Below are 15,976 nucleotides of genomic sequence, written 5' to 3'. Positions count from 1 at the left end.
AGGAGCCCAGGGAGTGCTCAACGCGGAGGCGTATCTCCGGCGCGCATCGGCTGCGACGGCGAGAAAAAGGTGAGCATCGAGACGCTGCACAGGCTTCCTGAGCGAACTGGGCTAGGACGCCACGCCGGTGGCGGCCAGCACCGCCGACGGCTGGGAGAACCTGGGCACCGAGGTGGAGCATATGTTCAGCCGGGTCGCGCTGGAAGGCGCCGATCGGCTCGTCGACGCCGGCTGCCCGGGACCCTCGTACCTCGAACCGCTCCTTGTCACCGACGCGGCGCTGGGCAGCGACCGGACCCTGCTCGTGCCGGCCAAGCCGGCCCTGCGGGGTCTGCGGGCCGACGCGACCGCCGGGGCCACCGTGCCGCCGCTGCTGCGCGGGCCGGCCCGCGCGGGCCGGCAGTCGGCGCGGGCCGCGGTCACCGGGGACGAGCGGCGTCGGCTGGCCGAACGCCTGGCCGAGCTGCCGGCGGGGAAGCGGGCGGAGGCACTCCTGGAGCTGGTGCTCACCCGGATCGCCGTTGTCCTCGGTTACGCCGGCGACCACCGGGTCGACGCCGACCAGGGCCTGTTCGGGATCGGCTTCGACTCGCTGACCGCCCTGGAACTGCGCAACCGGCTCGGCGAGCTGACCGGCACCAAGCTCGGCGCGGGCCTCGTCCTCGACCATCCGACCGCCGCGCTGATCGTCGCCCATCTGACCGAGCGCATGTACGGCGAGGACGCGAACGGGCCCGTGGCCCTGTCCGTCTGAGGCGCCCACCCACCGCACCGACCCCAAGGGAGCAGATGACCTCATGTTCGACGTGGATGCCTATCTCCAGCGCATCGGCTGGGCCGGGCAGGCGCCGGGGCCCGACCTCGACACCCTGCGCACGCTGCACAAACAGCACCTGATGACTGTGCCGTACAACGTCGCGGGGCAGGGCTTCGCCGACGGCGTCCACCTCGTGGACGTGGACGAGGACGAGGTGTTCCGCGCCGGGATCATGGAGGGCCTGGGCGGCACCTGCTTCCAGCTCAACCGGCTCTTCTTCCGGCTCCTGTCCGAACTGGGCTACGAGGTGTCCCTGCTGGCCGCGAGCACCGCCGAGGGCCGGGAGAACTTCGGCACCGAGATCGAGCACATGTTCATCCGGGCCGTCGTCGACGGCGAGCAGTGGCTCGTCGACGTCGGCTACCCCGGACCGTCGTACCTCGAACCGCTGCGCGTCAGCGACGAGGTGCAGACCCAGTACGGCTGCCAGTACCGGCTCGTCCGCAAGGACGACGAGGGCGGCGAGGCGATCGCCCTGCAGCGGCGCGGGCGCGTCACCCGGTGGGGCACCGTCTACACCTTCCGGCTCCAGGCCCGCCAGTGGCACGACTGGAAGGAACTGGAGGACCGGGCCCGCGCCCACCACGCCACCGCCGCCCCGGACGACGGCCAGGGCACCCTGTGCGGCCGGACCTTCGCCGACGGCCAGGCCGTCCTCAAGGGCCGCCGGCTCCTGGTCGTCCGGGACGGCCGCGAACGCGTCCGCACCGTCGTGGACGACGCCGAACACCAACGGTTCGTCACCGCCCTGCTCACCGGCGACCCCGACCCCGCCGGCCTCGCGTGACCGGCCGGCGGACCCACCCGAGCACATCACCAGCAACCGACCGGAAGGACATTCCATGAGCAACAACTCGGCCGACGTCGTCGTCATCGGCGGGGGACCGGCCGGCGCGGTGAGCGCCTACACGCTGGCCAAGGAGGGGCACTCCGTGGTGCTCCTGGAGCGCGAGGAGAACCCGCGCTTCCACATCGGCGAGTCCCTGCTGCCGTACATGATGGGCCTGTTCGACCGGATCGGCATCCGGGAGGCGGTGGAGAGCGGGGGCTACGTCCCCAAGTTCGGCGGCGAGTTCATCGACCCGACCGAGACGAAGTTCTTCTCCGGTGTCTTCCGCGCCGACTTCGGCAAGCAGGGCGAGGGCCGCTACGACCGTGCCTTCCAGGTCCAGCGGTCCAGGTTCGACCGCATGCTCGTCGAGGAGGCCGGCAAGGCCGGCGCCGACATCCACTTCGGCGCCACCGTCGGCGAGCTGCTGATGGAGGGCGACCGCATGGTGGGCGTCCGCTACACCGAGGGCGGCGAGGAGCACGAGGTCCGCTCGCGGTACGTCGTCGACGCCAGCGGGCGCTCCGGGCGCATCGCCCACAAGTTCGGGCTGCGCAAGACGCTGGAGAAGCTCCGCATGGTCGCGGTGTTCCGGCACTACGACGGCCTGGACGAGAAGCACAACCTCGGTGTCGAGGGCGACATCCAGGTGGGCGCGCACGCCGACGGCTGGGTGTGGGCCATCCCGCTGTCCAAGGACGTCATCAGCGTCGGCACCGTCATGCCCCGCGACGTCTTCCGCGCCTCCACCCCGGAGAAGGTCTTCGAGGAGCACCTCGCCCGGGTACCGCGGATCACCACCCGGCTGACCGGCACCCGCCCGATCATGGACCTGAAGGTCGAGACCGACTACTGCTACCACGCCGACACCGTCACCGGCCCCGGCTGGGTCATGGTCGGCGACGCCGGCTGCTTCGGCGACCCCATGTTCTCCGGCGGTGTCCTCGTCGCCTCCGCCACCGCGGTCCGCGCCGCCGAGAACATCAGCCGGGCCCTGAAGGACCCGCAGGACGCCGACCGGCTGATCGCGGAGTACGAGAACTTCTTCAAGACCGGCTACGACACCTACATCCGGCTCATCCACGCCTTCTACGACGGTGAACTGGTCGCGGTCGCCGCCGACGCCGGCCGCACCACCGACCGCGACACGCTGGAGCGCTACCTGATCCGGCTGATCGGCGGCGACTTCTGGAGCGAGCACAACGCGGTCGCCCAGGAGATGCGCAGGCGCCCCGAGTGGGACACCTTCGAGCCGTTCCAGCGGGTCTACGGCTGCCCGTCCTACCCGCACCTGGACGAGCAGGACCGCAAGGAGCGTGCCGAGTCCCGCATCCGCCGGGTGACCGCCGGCCAGTAACGCCCCTCTCCGGAGGCCCGAGCCCTCCGGGGCCCGTCCGCCACGGAGACCCGGCCGCGGTGTGCCGCCGCCGGCCGGGCTCCGGGCGACCGACCGAGTCCGCGCACTACCGAACAATCCGCGCACTACCGAACAAGGTGAGACGGAAGTGACAAGACAAGTCCCGGTGCGCTTCGGCGACCGGTCCTACGATGTGCTCATCGGTCCCGGAGTGCGCTCCGCCCTGCCCGGGATCATCGGCAGACTCGGCGCCCGGCGCGTCGCCGTGGTCTCGGCCCGCCCCCCGGAGTGGGTGCCCGACACCGGCGCGGAGACACTGCTGCTGCCCGCCCGGGACGGCGAACCGGACAAGACCCTCGCCACGGTGGAGTCCCTGTGCGCCGCGTTCGTACGGTTCGGGCTGACCCGCTCCGACGCCGTCGTCTCCGTCGGCGGCGGCACCACCACCGACGTCGTCGGCCTCGCCGCCGCGCTCTACCACCGCGGAATCCCCGTCGTCCACCTGCCGACCACACTCCTCGCCCAGGTCGACGCCAGCGTCGGCGGCAAGACCGCCGTCAACCTGCCCGAGGGCAAGAACCTCGTGGGCGCCTACTGGCAGCCCGCCGCCGTGCTGTGCGACACCGACTACCTGACCACCCTGCCGCCCCGCGAACTGCGCAACGGGCTCGGGGAGATCGCCCGCTGCCACTTCATCGGCGCCCCCGGCCTGCACGGACTGCCGCTCGCCGAACAGATCGCGGCCAGCGTCACCCTCAAGGCCGGCATCGTCTCCGCCGACGAACGCGACACCGGCCTCAGGCACCTGCTCAACTACGGCCACACCCTCGGCCACGCCCTGGAGGCCGCCACCGGCTTCGCCCTGCGGCACGGCGAGGGCGTCGCCATCGGTACCGTCTTCGCGGGGCTCCTCGCCGGCCTCCTCGGCCGGATCGGACCCGACCGGGTGAGCGAACACCGCGCCCACGTCGCCTCCTACGGCCTGCCCACCGCACTGCCCGACGACGCCGACCCCGGCACCCTGATCGAGCTGATGCGGCGGGACAAGAAGGCCCGCTCGGGCCTCACCTTCGTCCTGGACGGCCCGTCCGGCGCGGACCTCGTCACCGACGTGCCCGAGCAGGCGGTCGCCGAGGCCCTGGCCCGGATGGAACGCGCCCCCCTCGACCGGCTCGTCACCGGCACCCCGGCCGGCACCGCGGGAACGGAGGCGGCGGTGACATGACGTACTCACCACGGTGGCCGCCCGGCACCCCCGGGCGGATCCGGCGGCGGGCCGTCGAGCGCACCCTCGCCGACCGGCTCGAAGCGGCCCTGGCCAGGCCCGCCGCACAGCAACCCGGCTGGCCCGACCCCGACCGGGTCCGGGCCGTGGTCCGCCGGCTGACCGCCGGCGAGCCCCTCGTCACGCCCGCCGAGACCCGGCGGCTGCTCGACCGGCTCGGCGCCGTCGCCCGCGGCGAGGCCCTCCTGCTGCAGTCCGGCGACTGCGCCGAGACCTTCGCCGAGAGCACCGAACCCCACCTGCGGGCCAACCTCGGCCTGCTCCGGCGGATGGCGCTCGTCCTCACCCACGCCGCCGGCCTGCCCGTGGTCACGGTGGCGCGCGCCGCCGGACAGTACGCCAAGCCCCGCTCCGCGGCCGTCGACGCGCACGGACTGCCCGTGTACCGGGGCGACATCGTCAACTCCGCCGAACCCAGCCACACCGCCCGCACCCCCGACCCCGAACGCATGGCGCGCGCCCACCACCACGCCCGGGAGGCGATGACCGTCGTCCGCCGGCTCGCCCACGGCGACCTCGCCGACGCGCACGCCCTGCACGAGGAGAACCACCGGTTCGTCAGCACCGCGCCCGGAGGCCGCCGGCACCGGGCACGCGCCGCGGAGATCGGCCGCGGGCTGCGCTTCATGACCGGCGTCGGCGCCCCCGCCCCCCGCCTCGGCGAGATCTGGACCAGCCACGAGGCACTGCTGCTCGACTACGAACGCACCCTGCTGTGGGCCGACCCCGACGGCCCCGAACCCCGGCTGTCCAGCGGACTCGCCCACTTCCTGTGGATCGGGGAGCGCACCCGGCACCCCGACGGCGCGCACATCGCCTTCGCCGAACTGCTCGCCAACCCCGTCGGCGTGAAGATCGGCCCCGGCACCACCCCGGAACAGGCGCTCGACTACGTACGACGCCTCGACCCGCACGGCGAACCGGGCCGGGTCACCCTGATCAGCCGGATGGGCCACGACCGGGTGCGCGAGGTGCTCCCGCCGATCGTGGAGAAGGTCACCGCCTCCGGCCGCCAGGTCATCTGGAGCTGCGACCCCATGCACGGCAACTCCCGCACCACCGCGGCCGGCTACAAGACGCGGTGCTACGACCACATCCTCGACGAGATCACCGGCTTCCTGGAGGTGCACCGGGCGCTCGGCACCCACCCCGGCGGCCTGCACCTGGAGGCGACCGGGGAGGACGTCACCGAGTGCACCGGCGGCGCCCGCGGCCTGACCGAGGACGACCTGCCCGCCCGCTACCGCACCGCCTGCGACCCCCGCCTCAACGCCGAACAGTCCATGGAACTCGCCTTCACCGTCGCGGAGTCGTACGCGACCTGGGCGACGCGCAGCACGGAGGCACCCCGATGACCGACACCCCGCAGCAGGCCCCCGCCGGCACCCCCCGGCAGACCCTGGTCAGCGGAACCACCCGGCTCTACGCCGTCCTCGGCGACCCGGTCGGCCAGGTCCAGTCGCCCGGACTGCTCAACCCGCTCTTCGCCCGCCTCGGCATCGACGCCGTACTCGTTCCCGTGCACGTCCGCCCCGCCGACCTGGAGCCGGTCGTCCGCGGGCTCCAGCGCGTCGGCAACCTCGACGGCCTGTTCGTCACCGTCCCGCACAAGACGGCCGCCGCCCTGCTCGCCGACCGGCGCAGCCCCACCGTCGAGATCACCGGCAGCGCCAACGCGCTGCGCCGTGAACCCGACGGAACCTGGCTCGCCGAGAACTTCGACGGCTCCGGCTTCGTCGCGGGCCTCGCCCAGGCCGGGCACCAGCCGAAGGGCGCCCGCGTGGCACTCGTCGGCGCGGGCGGGGCCGGCAGCGCCATCGCGGCGGCCCTGCTCGCCGCCGGAGCGGACCGGCTGACCGTCACCGACCCCGACACCCCACGGCTGACCGCCCTCGTCGACCGGCTGGCCGCCCACTGGCCCGGCCGCGTCCGGGCCGCCGGCGAACCGCCCCTGGCCGACAGCGACATCGCCGTCAACGCCACCCCGCTCGGCCTGCGCCCCGACGACCCGCTGCCCTTCCCGCCGCACGCGCTGCCACCGGGCGCCGTCGTCGCCGACATCATCATGAAACCCCGCGAGACCCGGCTGCTGCGCGAGGCCGACGCCCACGGACTCCACGTGCACCACGGACGGCACATGCTCACCGGACAGATCGACTCCTACCGTGCGTTCTTCGGACTGCACACGCCCTGACCGACCCGCCACCGGCCGACTACCAGACCGAGGGATGGGAGGCCCGGCACACCGCGTCCTAGTCTGAGGACGGCCAGCACTGCGCGAACCGTCCGGACCGGCTCTGTCGCCCCCTTCGCCTCGCCCGCTCACTCCCGCCCAGCCCGTTCCCGACGGAGATTTGGAGAACCATGAACGCGCGACCGGCACCGGAATTCCCCACATGGCCCCAGTACGACGACGAGGAGCGCACCGGTCTGATCCGGGCCCTCGAACAGGGCCAGTGGTGGCGCATGGGCGGGGAGGAAGTCGCCTCCTTCGAGCAGGAGTTCGCCGAATTCCACGGCGCCCCGCACGCCCTCGCCGTCACCAACGGCACCCACGCCCTCGAACTCGCCCTCCAGGTCATGGGCGCCGGCCCGGGCACCGAGGTCATCGTGCCCGCCTTCACCTTCATCTCCTCCTCGCAGGCCGCCCAGCGCATCGGCGCCGTCGCGGTCCCCGTCGACGTCGACCCCGACACGTACAACATCGACGTCGCCGCCGCGGCCGCCGCCGTCACCCCGCGCACCCGCGTCATCATGCCCGTGCACATGGCCGGTCTGATGGCCGACATGGACGCCCTCGGCAAGCTCTCCGCCGACACCGGCGTAGCGATCCTGCAGGACGCGGCCCACGCCCAGGGCGCCCGCTGGCAGGGCAAGCGGGTCGGTGAACTCGGCACGGTCGCCGCGTTCTCCTTCCAGAACGGCAAGCTGATGACCGCCGGCGAGGGCGGCGCCGTCCTGTTCCCCGACAGCGACCTGTACGAGGCGGCGTTCCTGCGGCACAGCTGCGGCCGGCCGCGCACCGACCGGCACTACAAGCACCAGGTCGCCGGCACCAACATGCGGCTCAACGAGTTCTCCGCCGCCGTGCTGCGCGCCCAGCTGCGCCGCCTGCCCGCCCAGACGGAGCTGCGCGACCGGCGCTGGGCGCTGCTGTCCCGGCTGCTCGGTGCCGTCGACGGCGTCGTGCCGCAGGGCGGTGACGTCCGCGCCGACCAGAACACCCACTACATGGCGATGTTCCGGATCCCCGGCATCACCGAGGCGGACCGCAACGCCCTGGTGGACCGGCTGGTCGAGGCCGGGCTGCCCGCGTTCGCCGCGTTCCGCGCCGTCTACCGCACCGACGCCTTCTGGGAGACCGGCGCCCCCGACGAGACCGTGGAGCAGGTCGCCGAGCGCTGCCCGCACACCGAGGCCATCAGCAGCGACTGCGTCTGGCTGCACCACCGGGTCCTCCTCGCCGACGAGCGGGACCTGGAACTCACGGCCGAGATCATCGCGGACGCAGTGGCCGCGATATGAGCGTACGGGCCGCCGTGGTGGGGCTCGGCTGGGCGGGGCGGGAGCTGTGGCTGCCCCGGCTGCGGGCCCACCCCGACTTCGACCTGGTCGCCGTCGTCGACCCCGACCCCGCCGCCCGGGCGGACGCCGTCGCGGAGACGGGCGTACCCGCCCACGCCGCGACGGACGCGCTCGACCCCCGGGCCGTCGACCTCGCCGTCGTCGCCGTACCCAACCACCTGCACACCACGGTCGCCGCCGGCCTGCTCGGCCGGGGCGTGTCCGTCTTCCTGGAGAAACCGGTGTGCCTGTCCGGCACCGAGGCCGACACCCTGGCCGCGGCCGAGCGGGCCGGCGGCCTGCTGCTGGCCGGCAGCGCCGCCCGCCACCGCGCGGACGTCCTCGAACTGGCGGCGGTCCTGCCCGAGGTGGGGAAGGTGCGGCACGTCGACCTGGCCTGGGTGCGGGCCCGCGGGGTGCCGCGGGCGGGCGGCTGGTTCACCCGGCGCAGCGAGGCCGGCGGCGGCGCCCTGGTCGACCTCGGCTGGCACCTCGTGGACACCCTGACCGCGCTGCTCGGCCCGTCCCCGGTCCACCAGGCCGTCGGCGCCGTCTCGGACGACTTCCTCAACACCGGCGAGTGGTCCGCGGCCTGGCGCCGCGAGCGGCCCGCCGCCGCCCTCACCGGCGACGTCGAGGACACCGCCCGCGGCTTCCTGCTCCGCGAGGACGGCATCTCCGTCTCCCTCCGCGCCAGTTGGGCCTCGCACGAGGCGACGGACCTGTCCCTGATCCGGATCGAGGGCAGCGCCGGCACCGCCGAACTGCGCTGCACCTTCGGCTTCAGCCCCAACCGGCAGCCCGAGTCCGTCCTCACCCTCACCCGCGAGGGCACCACCCGCCGGCTGCCCGTCCCCGCCGAACCCGTCGGCGCGGAGTACGGGCGGCAGCTGGACGGCGTGCCCGCCCTCCTCGCCGACCCGGCCGGCCGCGGCCGGGCCGTCGCCGAGGCACGCACCACCGTACGGCTCATGGAGCGCCTCTACGCCTCCGCCCGGGCCGGACGCGACGGGCCGAGCGAGCCCGCGTACCAGCAGACCACCAGCAGATGAGGACCCCATGACAGTCCACTCGCCCGACCGGCCCCTCGCCCCGGCCGGCCTCCTGACGGCAACCCGGCGGGCGGTCGTCTTCGACCTGGACGGGGTGATCGTCGACAGCTTCGCCGTCATGCGGGAGGCCTTCGCGGTCGCCTACGCGGAGGTCGTCGGCGACGGCCCGGCCCCGTTCGAGGAGTACGTGCGCCACCAGGGGCGCTACTTCCCCGACATCATGCGGATCATGGGGCTGCCGCTGGAGATGGAGGAGCCCTTCGTCCGCGAGAGCTACCGGCTCGCCCACCGCGTGGAGGTCTTCGACGGCGTCCTCGAACTCCTGCTGACCCTGCGGGTGCGGGGCCTCAGGCTGGCCGTGGCCACGGGCAAGGCCGGTGACCGCGCCCGCTCGCTGCTCGACGGGCTCGGCCTGCTGCCGTTCTTCGCGCACGTCATCGGCTCCGACGAGGTGCCCCGGCCCAAGCCCGCACCGGACATCGTGCAGCGCGCGCTGGAACTGCTGGACGTGCCGCCCGAGCAGGCCATCATGGTCGGCGACGCGCCCACCGACCTGGCCAGCGCCCGCGACGCCGGAGTGGCCTCCGCCGCCGCCCTGTGGGTCGGTCCCGACGAGGAGGAACTGCTCGCCGCCGGGCCCGACGCGGTCCTGCGCCGCCCCTGCGACCTGCTCGCGCTGTGCCCGGCCGTACCGGGCGACTGAGCGTGCCCGCTCCCCGTGACCGGCAGCCCGGCGTCACCGCGCCGGGCTGCCTGGGCATCGACGTCGGCGGCACCAAGGTCGCCCTGCGCGTGGAGACCGCCGACGGCCGGACAGAGGAGTCGGCCTTCACCTGGGGCCCGCACCGGGACGCCGAGGCCGACCTGGCCGACCTGGCCGCACACCTCAAGGCCTTCCCCGCCCTGGCGGACGTACGGGCCGTCGGCGTCGCCATGCCCGCCACCGTCGGACCCGACGAACGGGTCACCGCCTGGCCCAGCCGCCCCGCGTGGGCCGGGCTCGCCCTGGGCCCCGCCCTACGCGGGCTGTTCCCCCGAACTCCGGTCGCCTGGGCCGACGACGGCGACCTCGGCGCCCTCGCCGAGGCGGACGCGGCCGACTGCGCCCACCTGCTCTACGTCGGCGTCGGCACAGGAGTGGGCGGCGGACTCGTCCTCGACGGCACGCTGTGCCCCGGGCCCGCGCGCGGCTCCTTCGAGATCGGCCACCTGACGATCGACCAGGACGGCCCCGAGTGCGTCTGCGGACGCCGGGGCTGCCTCCAGGCGACCGCGTCCGGACCGGCCACCCTCGCCCACGCCGCCGCACTCCGCGGCGCCCCGGTCACCTTCGACGAGCTACGGGCCGGCCTGCGCGACCACCTGCCCTGGGCGGTCACGGCCCTGGACCGCACGGCCCGCGCCCTGGCCACGGCCCTCACGAGCGTCACCGAGCTCCTCCACCCCGACCGAGCCGTGCTGGGCGGCGGCTTCGCGGCGGGCATCCCGGCCCTCCTGCCCGCCGTCACCACCCACCTCACCGCACTCGCCCGCCCCGGCCACCCCACCCCACCCCTCACCCCCGCCCGGCTGGGCGGCCTCTCATCGCTACGCGGTGCGGTCCTCCTGGCCCAACGCCTCTGACCACCCCGGACGCCCGCCCCCGCCCGGCCCCTGTCCCCGGAGGCCCCTCCCCGCGCGCCCGCCCGCGCGGCAGCGGCCGGCGCCGCCGGTTCCCCCGACCGGCAACCCCGCCGCCGGGCGCGGAGGTTGTCCCGGCGGGAAGCCGTCCGCGCCCGCCCCGCCGGGTCAGCCGGGGCGCCCCGCGGGTGCCGGTGCCGGTGTGGTCAGTCGGGTGCGGAGGTCGTCCACGAGCAGGGCCGTCCCGTCAGGACCGGTGGCCGTGCCGAAGACGTGGTAGTCGGGGCGTACCAGCAGGGCGGTGGCGCCGTACCGGTCGAGCCAGGCGCGCAGCACCCCGTCGGCGTCCAGAGCGTCCACCGCCTCCACCGCGCCGCCCGTGCCGTCGTACGCGCCGCCGGCCGGCCACAGGCGGACCACCCGCGCACCGACGTCCCGCAGGAACGACAGCCGGTCCGGGGTGAGGCCCGTCTCCGCCTCCGCCTTGGTGAACAGGACGAACCCGCCGCGCACCGGGTCCTCCAGCGGCGGGGCGCCGGACGGCCCGAGCAGCCGGGCGTGCGGCAGGACCTCGCCCGTGGGCGGCACCCGGGTGTCCGTGCCGTCCGGGCGGTGCAGCAGGCCGCAGGTGATCGGCCGGGCCGGGTCCGGCCGGCCGGGGCCCCGCCCGCGCCGGTTCGCCAGCACCGTCGCGTCCCGCTCCGCCGCGGCCGCCGCGTCCGTCACACAGATCAGCCGCCCCAGCTGCACCGACGCCAGGATCGACTCACGGACCTGCACCCGGCGCTCCTCGGTGTAGCTGTCCAGCAGCGACTCCGGGGCGGTGCCGCGCAGCACCAGGTCCAGCCGCCAGGCCAGACCGACCACGTCCCGTACGCCCGAGCACATGCCCTGCCCCGCGAACGGCGGCATCAGATGGGCCGCGTCCCCGGCCAGCAGCACATGCCCCGCCCGCCACTCGTCGGCCCACCGCGCCTGGAAGATGTACGTCGTGCTGCGCAGCAGCCGCGCGGTGTCCGGGGTGACGCCGTACGGTGCGAGCAGCCGCCACGCGGTCTCCTCCCGGTTCAGGTCGGCCGCCCGCTCGCCCGGCAGCCGCATGAACTCCCAGCGCCGGTGCCCCGGCCCGCTCCCGACCAGCGTGGTCGGCCGGGCCGGATCGCACAGCTGCACATTGGTCGGCGCGAACTCCCGCGGCTCACGCAGCTCCACGTCGCACAGCAGCCACTCGTAGGAGAACCCGAGATCGGTGACGGACACGCCCATCCGTTCCCGTACGAAGCTGTTCGCGCCGTCGCAGCCGACCACCCAGCGCGCCGAGAAGGTCCGCGTCGCCCCCTCCTCGTCCTCGGCCGTCACCGTCACCCCGTCCGGGCCGTCGGCGAGATCCACGACCCGGCGGTCCCGCAGCACCGTGATGCCCGGCAACTCGGCGGCACGGGCGGCGAGCAGCTCCTCCAGCGCCGGCTGGTGCATGGTGTTGGCGTCGGGCCAGCCGTACGGCCCCTCGGTGGTGAACTCGATGTCCAGCAGCGTCTCCCCGTCCGCCGTGCGCCACTGGTAGCCGGTGCCCGGCTCGGTGATCCGGCCCAGCTCCCCGCCGACGCCCGTACCGGCCAGCAGCCGGGCGGTCTCCCCGTCGAAACTCGTCGCACGGGGCAGCGTGTACGGCCGCCGCCGGCGTTCGAGGACCGTCACCCGCCAGCCGCGCTGCGCCAGCAGCACCGCCAGCACCGAGCCGACCGGCCCGTATCCGACGACGAGCACATCCGTGTCATGCGAACTCGCGGACGTCCTCGTGCCGTTGGGTGGGACAGCGGACATGGAAACCCCCTCGGTACGGCCTGCTGACGGGCCCTGCTCGGGTGACTCGTGGTGAGCGTACGGCCCGTCGGCCGGTTCCGGCCGGGATCCGCCCGAGGGCTATCAGGTTGAGGGATACCGGCCGCGCGACCGCTCGGCATAACCTGCCGAAGTCCCGTACCAGACGCTGATCCGCGCAGTTCCCCGACGTGAAAGCGAGCCATTCGGCATGCCTGGAGCAACGGCACAGTTCGAGAAGTGGGTCAGCGTCTTCCGCCCCTCGCCCGACAGCGCGGTACGGCTCGTCTGCCTTCCCCACGCCGGCGGTTCGGCGAGCTTCTTCTTCCCGGTCGCCACGGCCCTCGCGCCCGCGGTCGAGGTCCTCGCCGTGCAGTACCCGGGCCGGCAGACGCGCCGGCACGAACCCGGCATCGACAACATCCCCGACTACGCCGACCAGATCTTCGCGGCGCTGCGCCACCTGGACGACCGGCCGCTCGCCCTGTTCGGTCACAGCATGGGAGCCGTCCTCGCCTACGAGGTGGCCCTGCGCATGCGCGAGGCTCAACTGCCCTCCCCGATACGGCTGTTCGCCTCCGGCCGGCGCGCTCCCTCCCGGTACCGCGACGAGCGCGTGCACGCCGCCACCGACGAGCAGGTGCTGGCCGAACTGCGCGCCCTCAGCGGCCCCAACCAGGCGATCCTGGCCGACCCGGAGGTGCTGGCGATGTTCCTGCCGGCGATCCGCAGCGACTACACCGCCATCGAGAACTACCGGCACGACCCCGGCACGATGCTCGACTGCCCGGTGACCGTGCTCACCGGTGACGCCGACCCCCGGACCACGCTGGACGAGGCCCACGCCTGGGAGGAGCACACCACCGGCCCGACCGACGTCCAGGTCTTCCGGGGCGGGCACTTCTTCCACGTCGAGCGGAGCGCCGAGGTCATCGCACTCCTGTCCCGCAGTCTGAGCGGCCAGGGCGCCGACACCACCCGCTGATCCCACCGACCGCCCCGACGAGGGAAGAGCCCGTGACGCTCGCCAGTCCCCTGACGCCCGCCGGCCCGGTGACGCTCGCCAACCCCGTGCCGACCATCGCCCCCCACTCCCTGCTGGTCTTCCTCCTCCAGCTCGCCTTCCTGCTGCTGTTCGCCCTCGTCCTCGGCCGGCTCGCCGAGCGCTTCCGCATGCCCGCGGTCGTGGGCGAGCTGTGCGCGGGCATGCTGCTCGGCCCCTCCGTGCTCCAGCACGTGCTGCCCTCCTTCTCCCACTGGCTGCTGCCCCAGCAGCCGGAGCAGATGCACATGCTCGACGCCACCGGCCAGCTCGGCGTGCTGCTCCTCGTCGGGGTCACCGGCGCCGAGCTGAACTTCGGCCTCGTCCGCAAGCGGGGGGTCACCGCCGCCCGGGTCAGCATCGCCGGCCTGGTGCTGCCCCTCGGCCTCGGCATCGCGACCGGCTTCGCGCTGAGCGGCATCCTGCTGCCGGACGGCGTCGACTCCACGGTCTTCGCGTTCTTCCTCGGCGTCGCGATGTGCGTCACCGCCATCCCGGTGATCGCCAAGACCCTCCTCGACATGAAGCTGCTGCACCGCGACATCGGCCAGCTGATCCTGTCCGCCGGCGTCGTGGACGACATCGTCGGCTGGTTCCTGCTGTCCGTGGTCTCCGCGATGGCCACCGCCGGACTCACCGCGGGCGTCGTGGCGACCGCCGTGCTCTACCCGGTCGGTGTCGTGCTGTTCGCCGTGCTGGCCGGCCGCCCGCTGGTGGGCGCCGCGCTGCGCCGGGCGGGCCGGGCCGAGGGCGCCGCCCCCACCATCATGACGGTCGTCGTCCTGGTCCTGTTCGGCGCCGCGGCCACCCAGGCGATGAAGCTGGAGTCGATCTTCGGTGCCTTCGTCGTCGGCGTCCTGGTCGGCACCAGCAAGGACCTGGACCGCGAGAAGCTGGAACCGCTGAAGAGCACCGCGCTGGGCTTCCTCGCCCCGCTGTTCTTCGCCACCGCCGGGCTGCGGATGGACCTCACCGGCCTGCGCCACCTCGACGTCCTCGCCGCGGCCCTCGCCGTGCTCGCCGTCGCCGTCCTCGGCAAGTTCTCCGGCGCCTTCCTCGGCGCCCGGTTCAGCCGCCTCAACCGGTGGGAGGCGCTCGCGCTCGGGGCCGGCATGAACTGCCGTGGCGTGGTCGAGGTCGTCGTGGCGATGACCGGTCTGCGCCTCGGCGTCCTGGACACCGACTCGTACACCATCATCGTCCTGGTCGCGATCGTGACCTCGCTGATGACGCCGCCCGTCCTGCGGGCCGCGATGACCCGCGCCGAGGAACTCGCCGACTCCGAACTCAGCCTGGAGGACGCCGGCTCCGCCCGCGCCCCGCACGGCTCCGGACGGTCCGGCACGTCGAACAGTGAGGTGACCCCATGAGCACCCTGCTCCTGCTGAACGGCCCCAACCTCGGCATCCTGGGCCGCCGCCAGCCCGAGATCTACGGCACCGACACCCTCGCCGACATCGAGAAGGCCGTCGCCGCCGAGGTGAGCGGGGCCGGCTGGGAGGTGCTCTCCCTCCAGCACGACTCCGAGGGCGACCTGGTGCGCGACATCAACCGGCACCACGACACCGTCGGCGCCATCGTCAACCCCGGCGCGCTGATGATGGCCGGCTGGAGCCTGCGCGACTCCCTCGCCGCCTACCCGCGGCCCTGGATCGAGGTGCACCTGAGCAACGTCTGGGCCCGGGAGCAGTTCCGGCACGAGTCCGTGATCGCCCCGCTGGCCTCCGGCATCGTCGTCGGCCTGGGCCCGATGGGCTACCGGCTGGCCGCGAAGGCACTGCTGGAACTGGCCGAACCGAACAGCTGAACTGCACCGTTGTCCCACCCGTGTGTCGAAAGGACACCCCGATCATGAAGCTCGCACTGCACGAGGTCGGCGACGGCGACCGGACGGTGCTCCTCGTCCACAGCGTGATGTCGTCGGCCGACACCTGGCGCCGGGTGGCGCCGGCCCTCGCCGAGCGCGGCTACCGCGTGATCATGCCGGACCTGCGCGGCCACGGGGACAGCCCGCACGCCGACGCGTACACCCCCGAACTGCTCGCCGCCGACCTCGTGGAATCGGTCCCGGCCGGCGTCGACCTGGCCCTCGCCCACTCCCTCGGCGCGCCCGTGCTCGCCCTCGCGGTGCCCGGCCTGCGCCCCGCCAAGGTCGTCTACAGCGACCCGGCGTGGAAGCTCGGCGCGAAATCGGTCGACGAGGTACGGGAGTTCGCCCAGGCCACCAAGTCGGCCACCGCCGACAGCATGCGCCAACTCTGCCCGCGCTGGCAGCCCGAGGACATCGAGGCGGAACTGGCTGGGTACGCCCGCTGGGACGTCCGGGCCATCGAGTGGCTGCAGAGCGACCGGGACCTGATCCCGGCGCGTGCCGAGGTGCCCTCGCTGGTCCAGGGCGCCGGCGACCACCACCTCGTACCGGACGAGCTGGCCGAACGGCTGCGCGGGCGCGGCTTCGAGGTGGTGTACGTGCCGGACACCGGGCACTGCATCCACCGCGACGACCTCGACGGCTTCCTGAAGTCGCTCGACGGCTGGCTCTGACCGCGGGCGCGGGGCGCCCGGCCGGCGCCCCCGCCCGTGCTAGGT

General features: G+C 74.0%; 15 protein-coding genes. 14 read left to right on the top strand and 1 reads right to left on the bottom strand.

Features of this window, described 5'->3' with window-relative positions; translation table 11 throughout:
- Nucleotides 1–127: 127 nt before the first annotated feature.
- The 10 genes from IEZ20_RS18310 (at nucleotide 128) to IEZ20_RS18265 (ending at nucleotide 10,527) form a co-directional block, all read left to right on the top strand.
- Nucleotides 128–754, top strand: a complete 627-nt coding sequence (locus IEZ20_RS18310; RefSeq protein WP_189299851.1) for an acyl carrier protein — start codon at nucleotides 128–130, stop codon at nucleotides 752–754.
- Between the two features lie 43 nt (nucleotides 755–797).
- Entirely contained in the window at nucleotides 798–1,604 is an 807-nt protein-coding gene (locus tag IEZ20_RS18305; RefSeq protein WP_189299849.1) for an arylamine N-acetyltransferase, read from the top strand.
- Nucleotides 1,605–1,659: 55 nt separating this feature from the next.
- Nucleotides 1,660–3,003, top strand: a complete 1,344-nt coding sequence (locus tag IEZ20_RS18300) for an NAD(P)/FAD-dependent oxidoreductase (protein WP_189299846.1) — start codon at nucleotides 1,660–1,662, stop codon at nucleotides 3,001–3,003.
- A gap of 148 nt (nucleotides 3,004–3,151) precedes the next feature.
- Nucleotides 3,152–4,228, top strand: coding sequence for a 3-dehydroquinate synthase family protein (locus IEZ20_RS18295; protein ID WP_189299843.1), 1,077 nt, complete (start codon nucleotides 3,152–3,154; stop codon nucleotides 4,226–4,228).
- Nucleotides 4,225–5,643: a 3-deoxy-7-phosphoheptulonate synthase gene (locus tag IEZ20_RS18290; RefSeq protein WP_189299841.1), complete on the top strand. Its 1,419-nt coding sequence runs from the start codon at nucleotides 4,225–4,227 to the stop codon at nucleotides 5,641–5,643. Before IEZ20_RS18295 ends, IEZ20_RS18290 begins: the two co-directional genes overlap by 4 nt.
- Nucleotides 5,640–6,482 (top strand): shikimate dehydrogenase family protein, encoded by an 843-nt coding sequence (locus tag IEZ20_RS18285; RefSeq protein WP_189299838.1) that lies wholly within the window; start codon nucleotides 5,640–5,642, stop codon nucleotides 6,480–6,482. The genes IEZ20_RS18290 and IEZ20_RS18285 overlap by 4 nt, the downstream gene beginning before the upstream one ends.
- Before the next feature lie 170 nt (nucleotides 6,483–6,652).
- On the top strand, nucleotides 6,653–7,813 hold the full coding sequence (gene rifK, locus IEZ20_RS18280; RefSeq protein ID WP_189299836.1) for a 3-amino-5-hydroxybenzoate synthase: 1,161 nt from the start codon (nucleotides 6,653–6,655) through the stop codon (nucleotides 7,811–7,813).
- Nucleotides 7,810–8,904 carry a Gfo/Idh/MocA family protein gene (locus IEZ20_RS18275; protein WP_189299833.1) on the top strand — a complete coding sequence of 365 codons (1,095 nt, stop codon included), beginning with the start codon at nucleotides 7,810–7,812 and terminating at the stop codon, nucleotides 8,902–8,904. Before rifK ends, IEZ20_RS18275 begins: the two co-directional genes overlap by 4 nt.
- Before the next feature lie 7 nt (nucleotides 8,905–8,911).
- Nucleotides 8,912–9,607, top strand: coding sequence for an HAD-IA family hydrolase (locus IEZ20_RS18270; RefSeq protein ID WP_189299829.1), 696 nt, complete (start codon nucleotides 8,912–8,914; stop codon nucleotides 9,605–9,607).
- A gap of 2 nt (nucleotides 9,608–9,609) precedes the next feature.
- Nucleotides 9,610–10,527: an ROK family protein gene (locus IEZ20_RS18265; protein ID WP_189299827.1), complete on the top strand. Its 918-nt coding sequence runs from the start codon at nucleotides 9,610–9,612 to the stop codon at nucleotides 10,525–10,527.
- 165 nt (nucleotides 10,528–10,692) lie between these two features.
- On the opposite strand, the gene mhpA is transcribed toward IEZ20_RS18265, so the two are convergent.
- Nucleotides 10,693–12,348: a bifunctional 3-(3-hydroxy-phenyl)propionate/3-hydroxycinnamic acid hydroxylase MhpA gene (mhpA, locus tag IEZ20_RS18260; protein WP_189299825.1), complete on the bottom strand. Its 1,656-nt coding sequence runs from the start codon at nucleotides 12,346–12,348 to the stop codon at nucleotides 10,693–10,695.
- A gap of 208 nt (nucleotides 12,349–12,556) precedes the next feature.
- Between mhpA and IEZ20_RS18255 the strand changes: the two genes are divergently transcribed.
- Genes IEZ20_RS18255 through IEZ20_RS18240 form a run of 4 tightly spaced genes read left to right on the top strand, consistent with a single transcriptional unit; the run spans nucleotide 12,557 to nucleotide 15,931 of the window.
- Nucleotides 12,557–13,330: a thioesterase II family protein gene (locus IEZ20_RS18255; RefSeq protein ID WP_189299823.1), complete on the top strand. Its 774-nt coding sequence runs from the start codon at nucleotides 12,557–12,559 to the stop codon at nucleotides 13,328–13,330.
- Between the two features lie 32 nt (nucleotides 13,331–13,362).
- Nucleotides 13,363–14,757 (top strand): cation:proton antiporter, encoded by a 1,395-nt coding sequence (locus tag IEZ20_RS18250; RefSeq protein WP_229896125.1) that lies wholly within the window; start codon nucleotides 13,363–13,365, stop codon nucleotides 14,755–14,757.
- Nucleotides 14,754–15,194, top strand: a complete 441-nt coding sequence (locus tag IEZ20_RS18245) for a type II 3-dehydroquinate dehydratase (protein ID WP_189299821.1) — start codon at nucleotides 14,754–14,756, stop codon at nucleotides 15,192–15,194. The genes IEZ20_RS18250 and IEZ20_RS18245 overlap by 4 nt, the downstream gene beginning before the upstream one ends.
- 44 nt (nucleotides 15,195–15,238) lie before the next feature.
- Nucleotides 15,239–15,931, top strand: coding sequence for an alpha/beta fold hydrolase (locus tag IEZ20_RS18240; protein ID WP_189299819.1), 693 nt, complete (start codon nucleotides 15,239–15,241; stop codon nucleotides 15,929–15,931).
- The last annotated feature ends 45 nt before the right edge of the window (nucleotides 15,932–15,976 follow it).

The organism is Streptomyces cinerochromogenes (assembly GCF_014648635.1).
Lineage (GTDB): Bacteria > Actinomycetota > Actinomycetes > Streptomycetales > Streptomycetaceae > Streptomyces > Streptomyces cinerochromogenes.
This window is presented reverse-complemented; position numbering and strand designations above follow the sequence as displayed.

What these genes read in the sequence shown, in the direction of transcription:
- IEZ20_RS18305 (WP_189299849.1), top strand. Translation starts at nt 798, where the DNA reads ATGTTCGACGTGGATGCCTATCTCCAGCGCATCGGCTGGGCCGGGCAG.
- IEZ20_RS18300 (WP_189299846.1), top strand. Translation starts at nt 1,660, where the DNA reads ATGAGCAACAACTCGGCCGACGTCGTCGTCATCGGCGGGGGACCGGCC.
- IEZ20_RS18290 (WP_189299841.1), top strand. Translation starts at nt 4,225, where the DNA reads ATGACGTACTCACCACGGTGGCCGCCCGGCACCCCCGGGCGGATCCGG.
- IEZ20_RS18285 (WP_189299838.1), top strand. Translation starts at nt 5,640, where the DNA reads ATGACCGACACCCCGCAGCAGGCCCCCGCCGGCACCCCCCGGCAGACC.
- rifK (WP_189299836.1), top strand. Translation starts at nt 6,653, where the DNA reads ATGAACGCGCGACCGGCACCGGAATTCCCCACATGGCCCCAGTACGAC.
- IEZ20_RS18275 (WP_189299833.1), top strand. Translation starts at nt 7,810, where the DNA reads ATGAGCGTACGGGCCGCCGTGGTGGGGCTCGGCTGGGCGGGGCGGGAG.
- IEZ20_RS18270 (WP_189299829.1), top strand. Translation starts at nt 8,912, where the DNA reads ATGACAGTCCACTCGCCCGACCGGCCCCTCGCCCCGGCCGGCCTCCTG.
- mhpA (WP_189299825.1), bottom strand. Translation starts at nt 12,348, where the DNA reads ATGTCCGCTGTCCCACCCAACGGCACGAGGACGTCCGCGAGTTCGCAT.
- IEZ20_RS18255 (WP_189299823.1), top strand. Translation starts at nt 12,557, where the DNA reads ATGCCTGGAGCAACGGCACAGTTCGAGAAGTGGGTCAGCGTCTTCCGC.
- IEZ20_RS18245 (WP_189299821.1), top strand. Translation starts at nt 14,754, where the DNA reads ATGAGCACCCTGCTCCTGCTGAACGGCCCCAACCTCGGCATCCTGGGC.
- IEZ20_RS18240 (WP_189299819.1), top strand. Translation starts at nt 15,239, where the DNA reads ATGAAGCTCGCACTGCACGAGGTCGGCGACGGCGACCGGACGGTGCTC.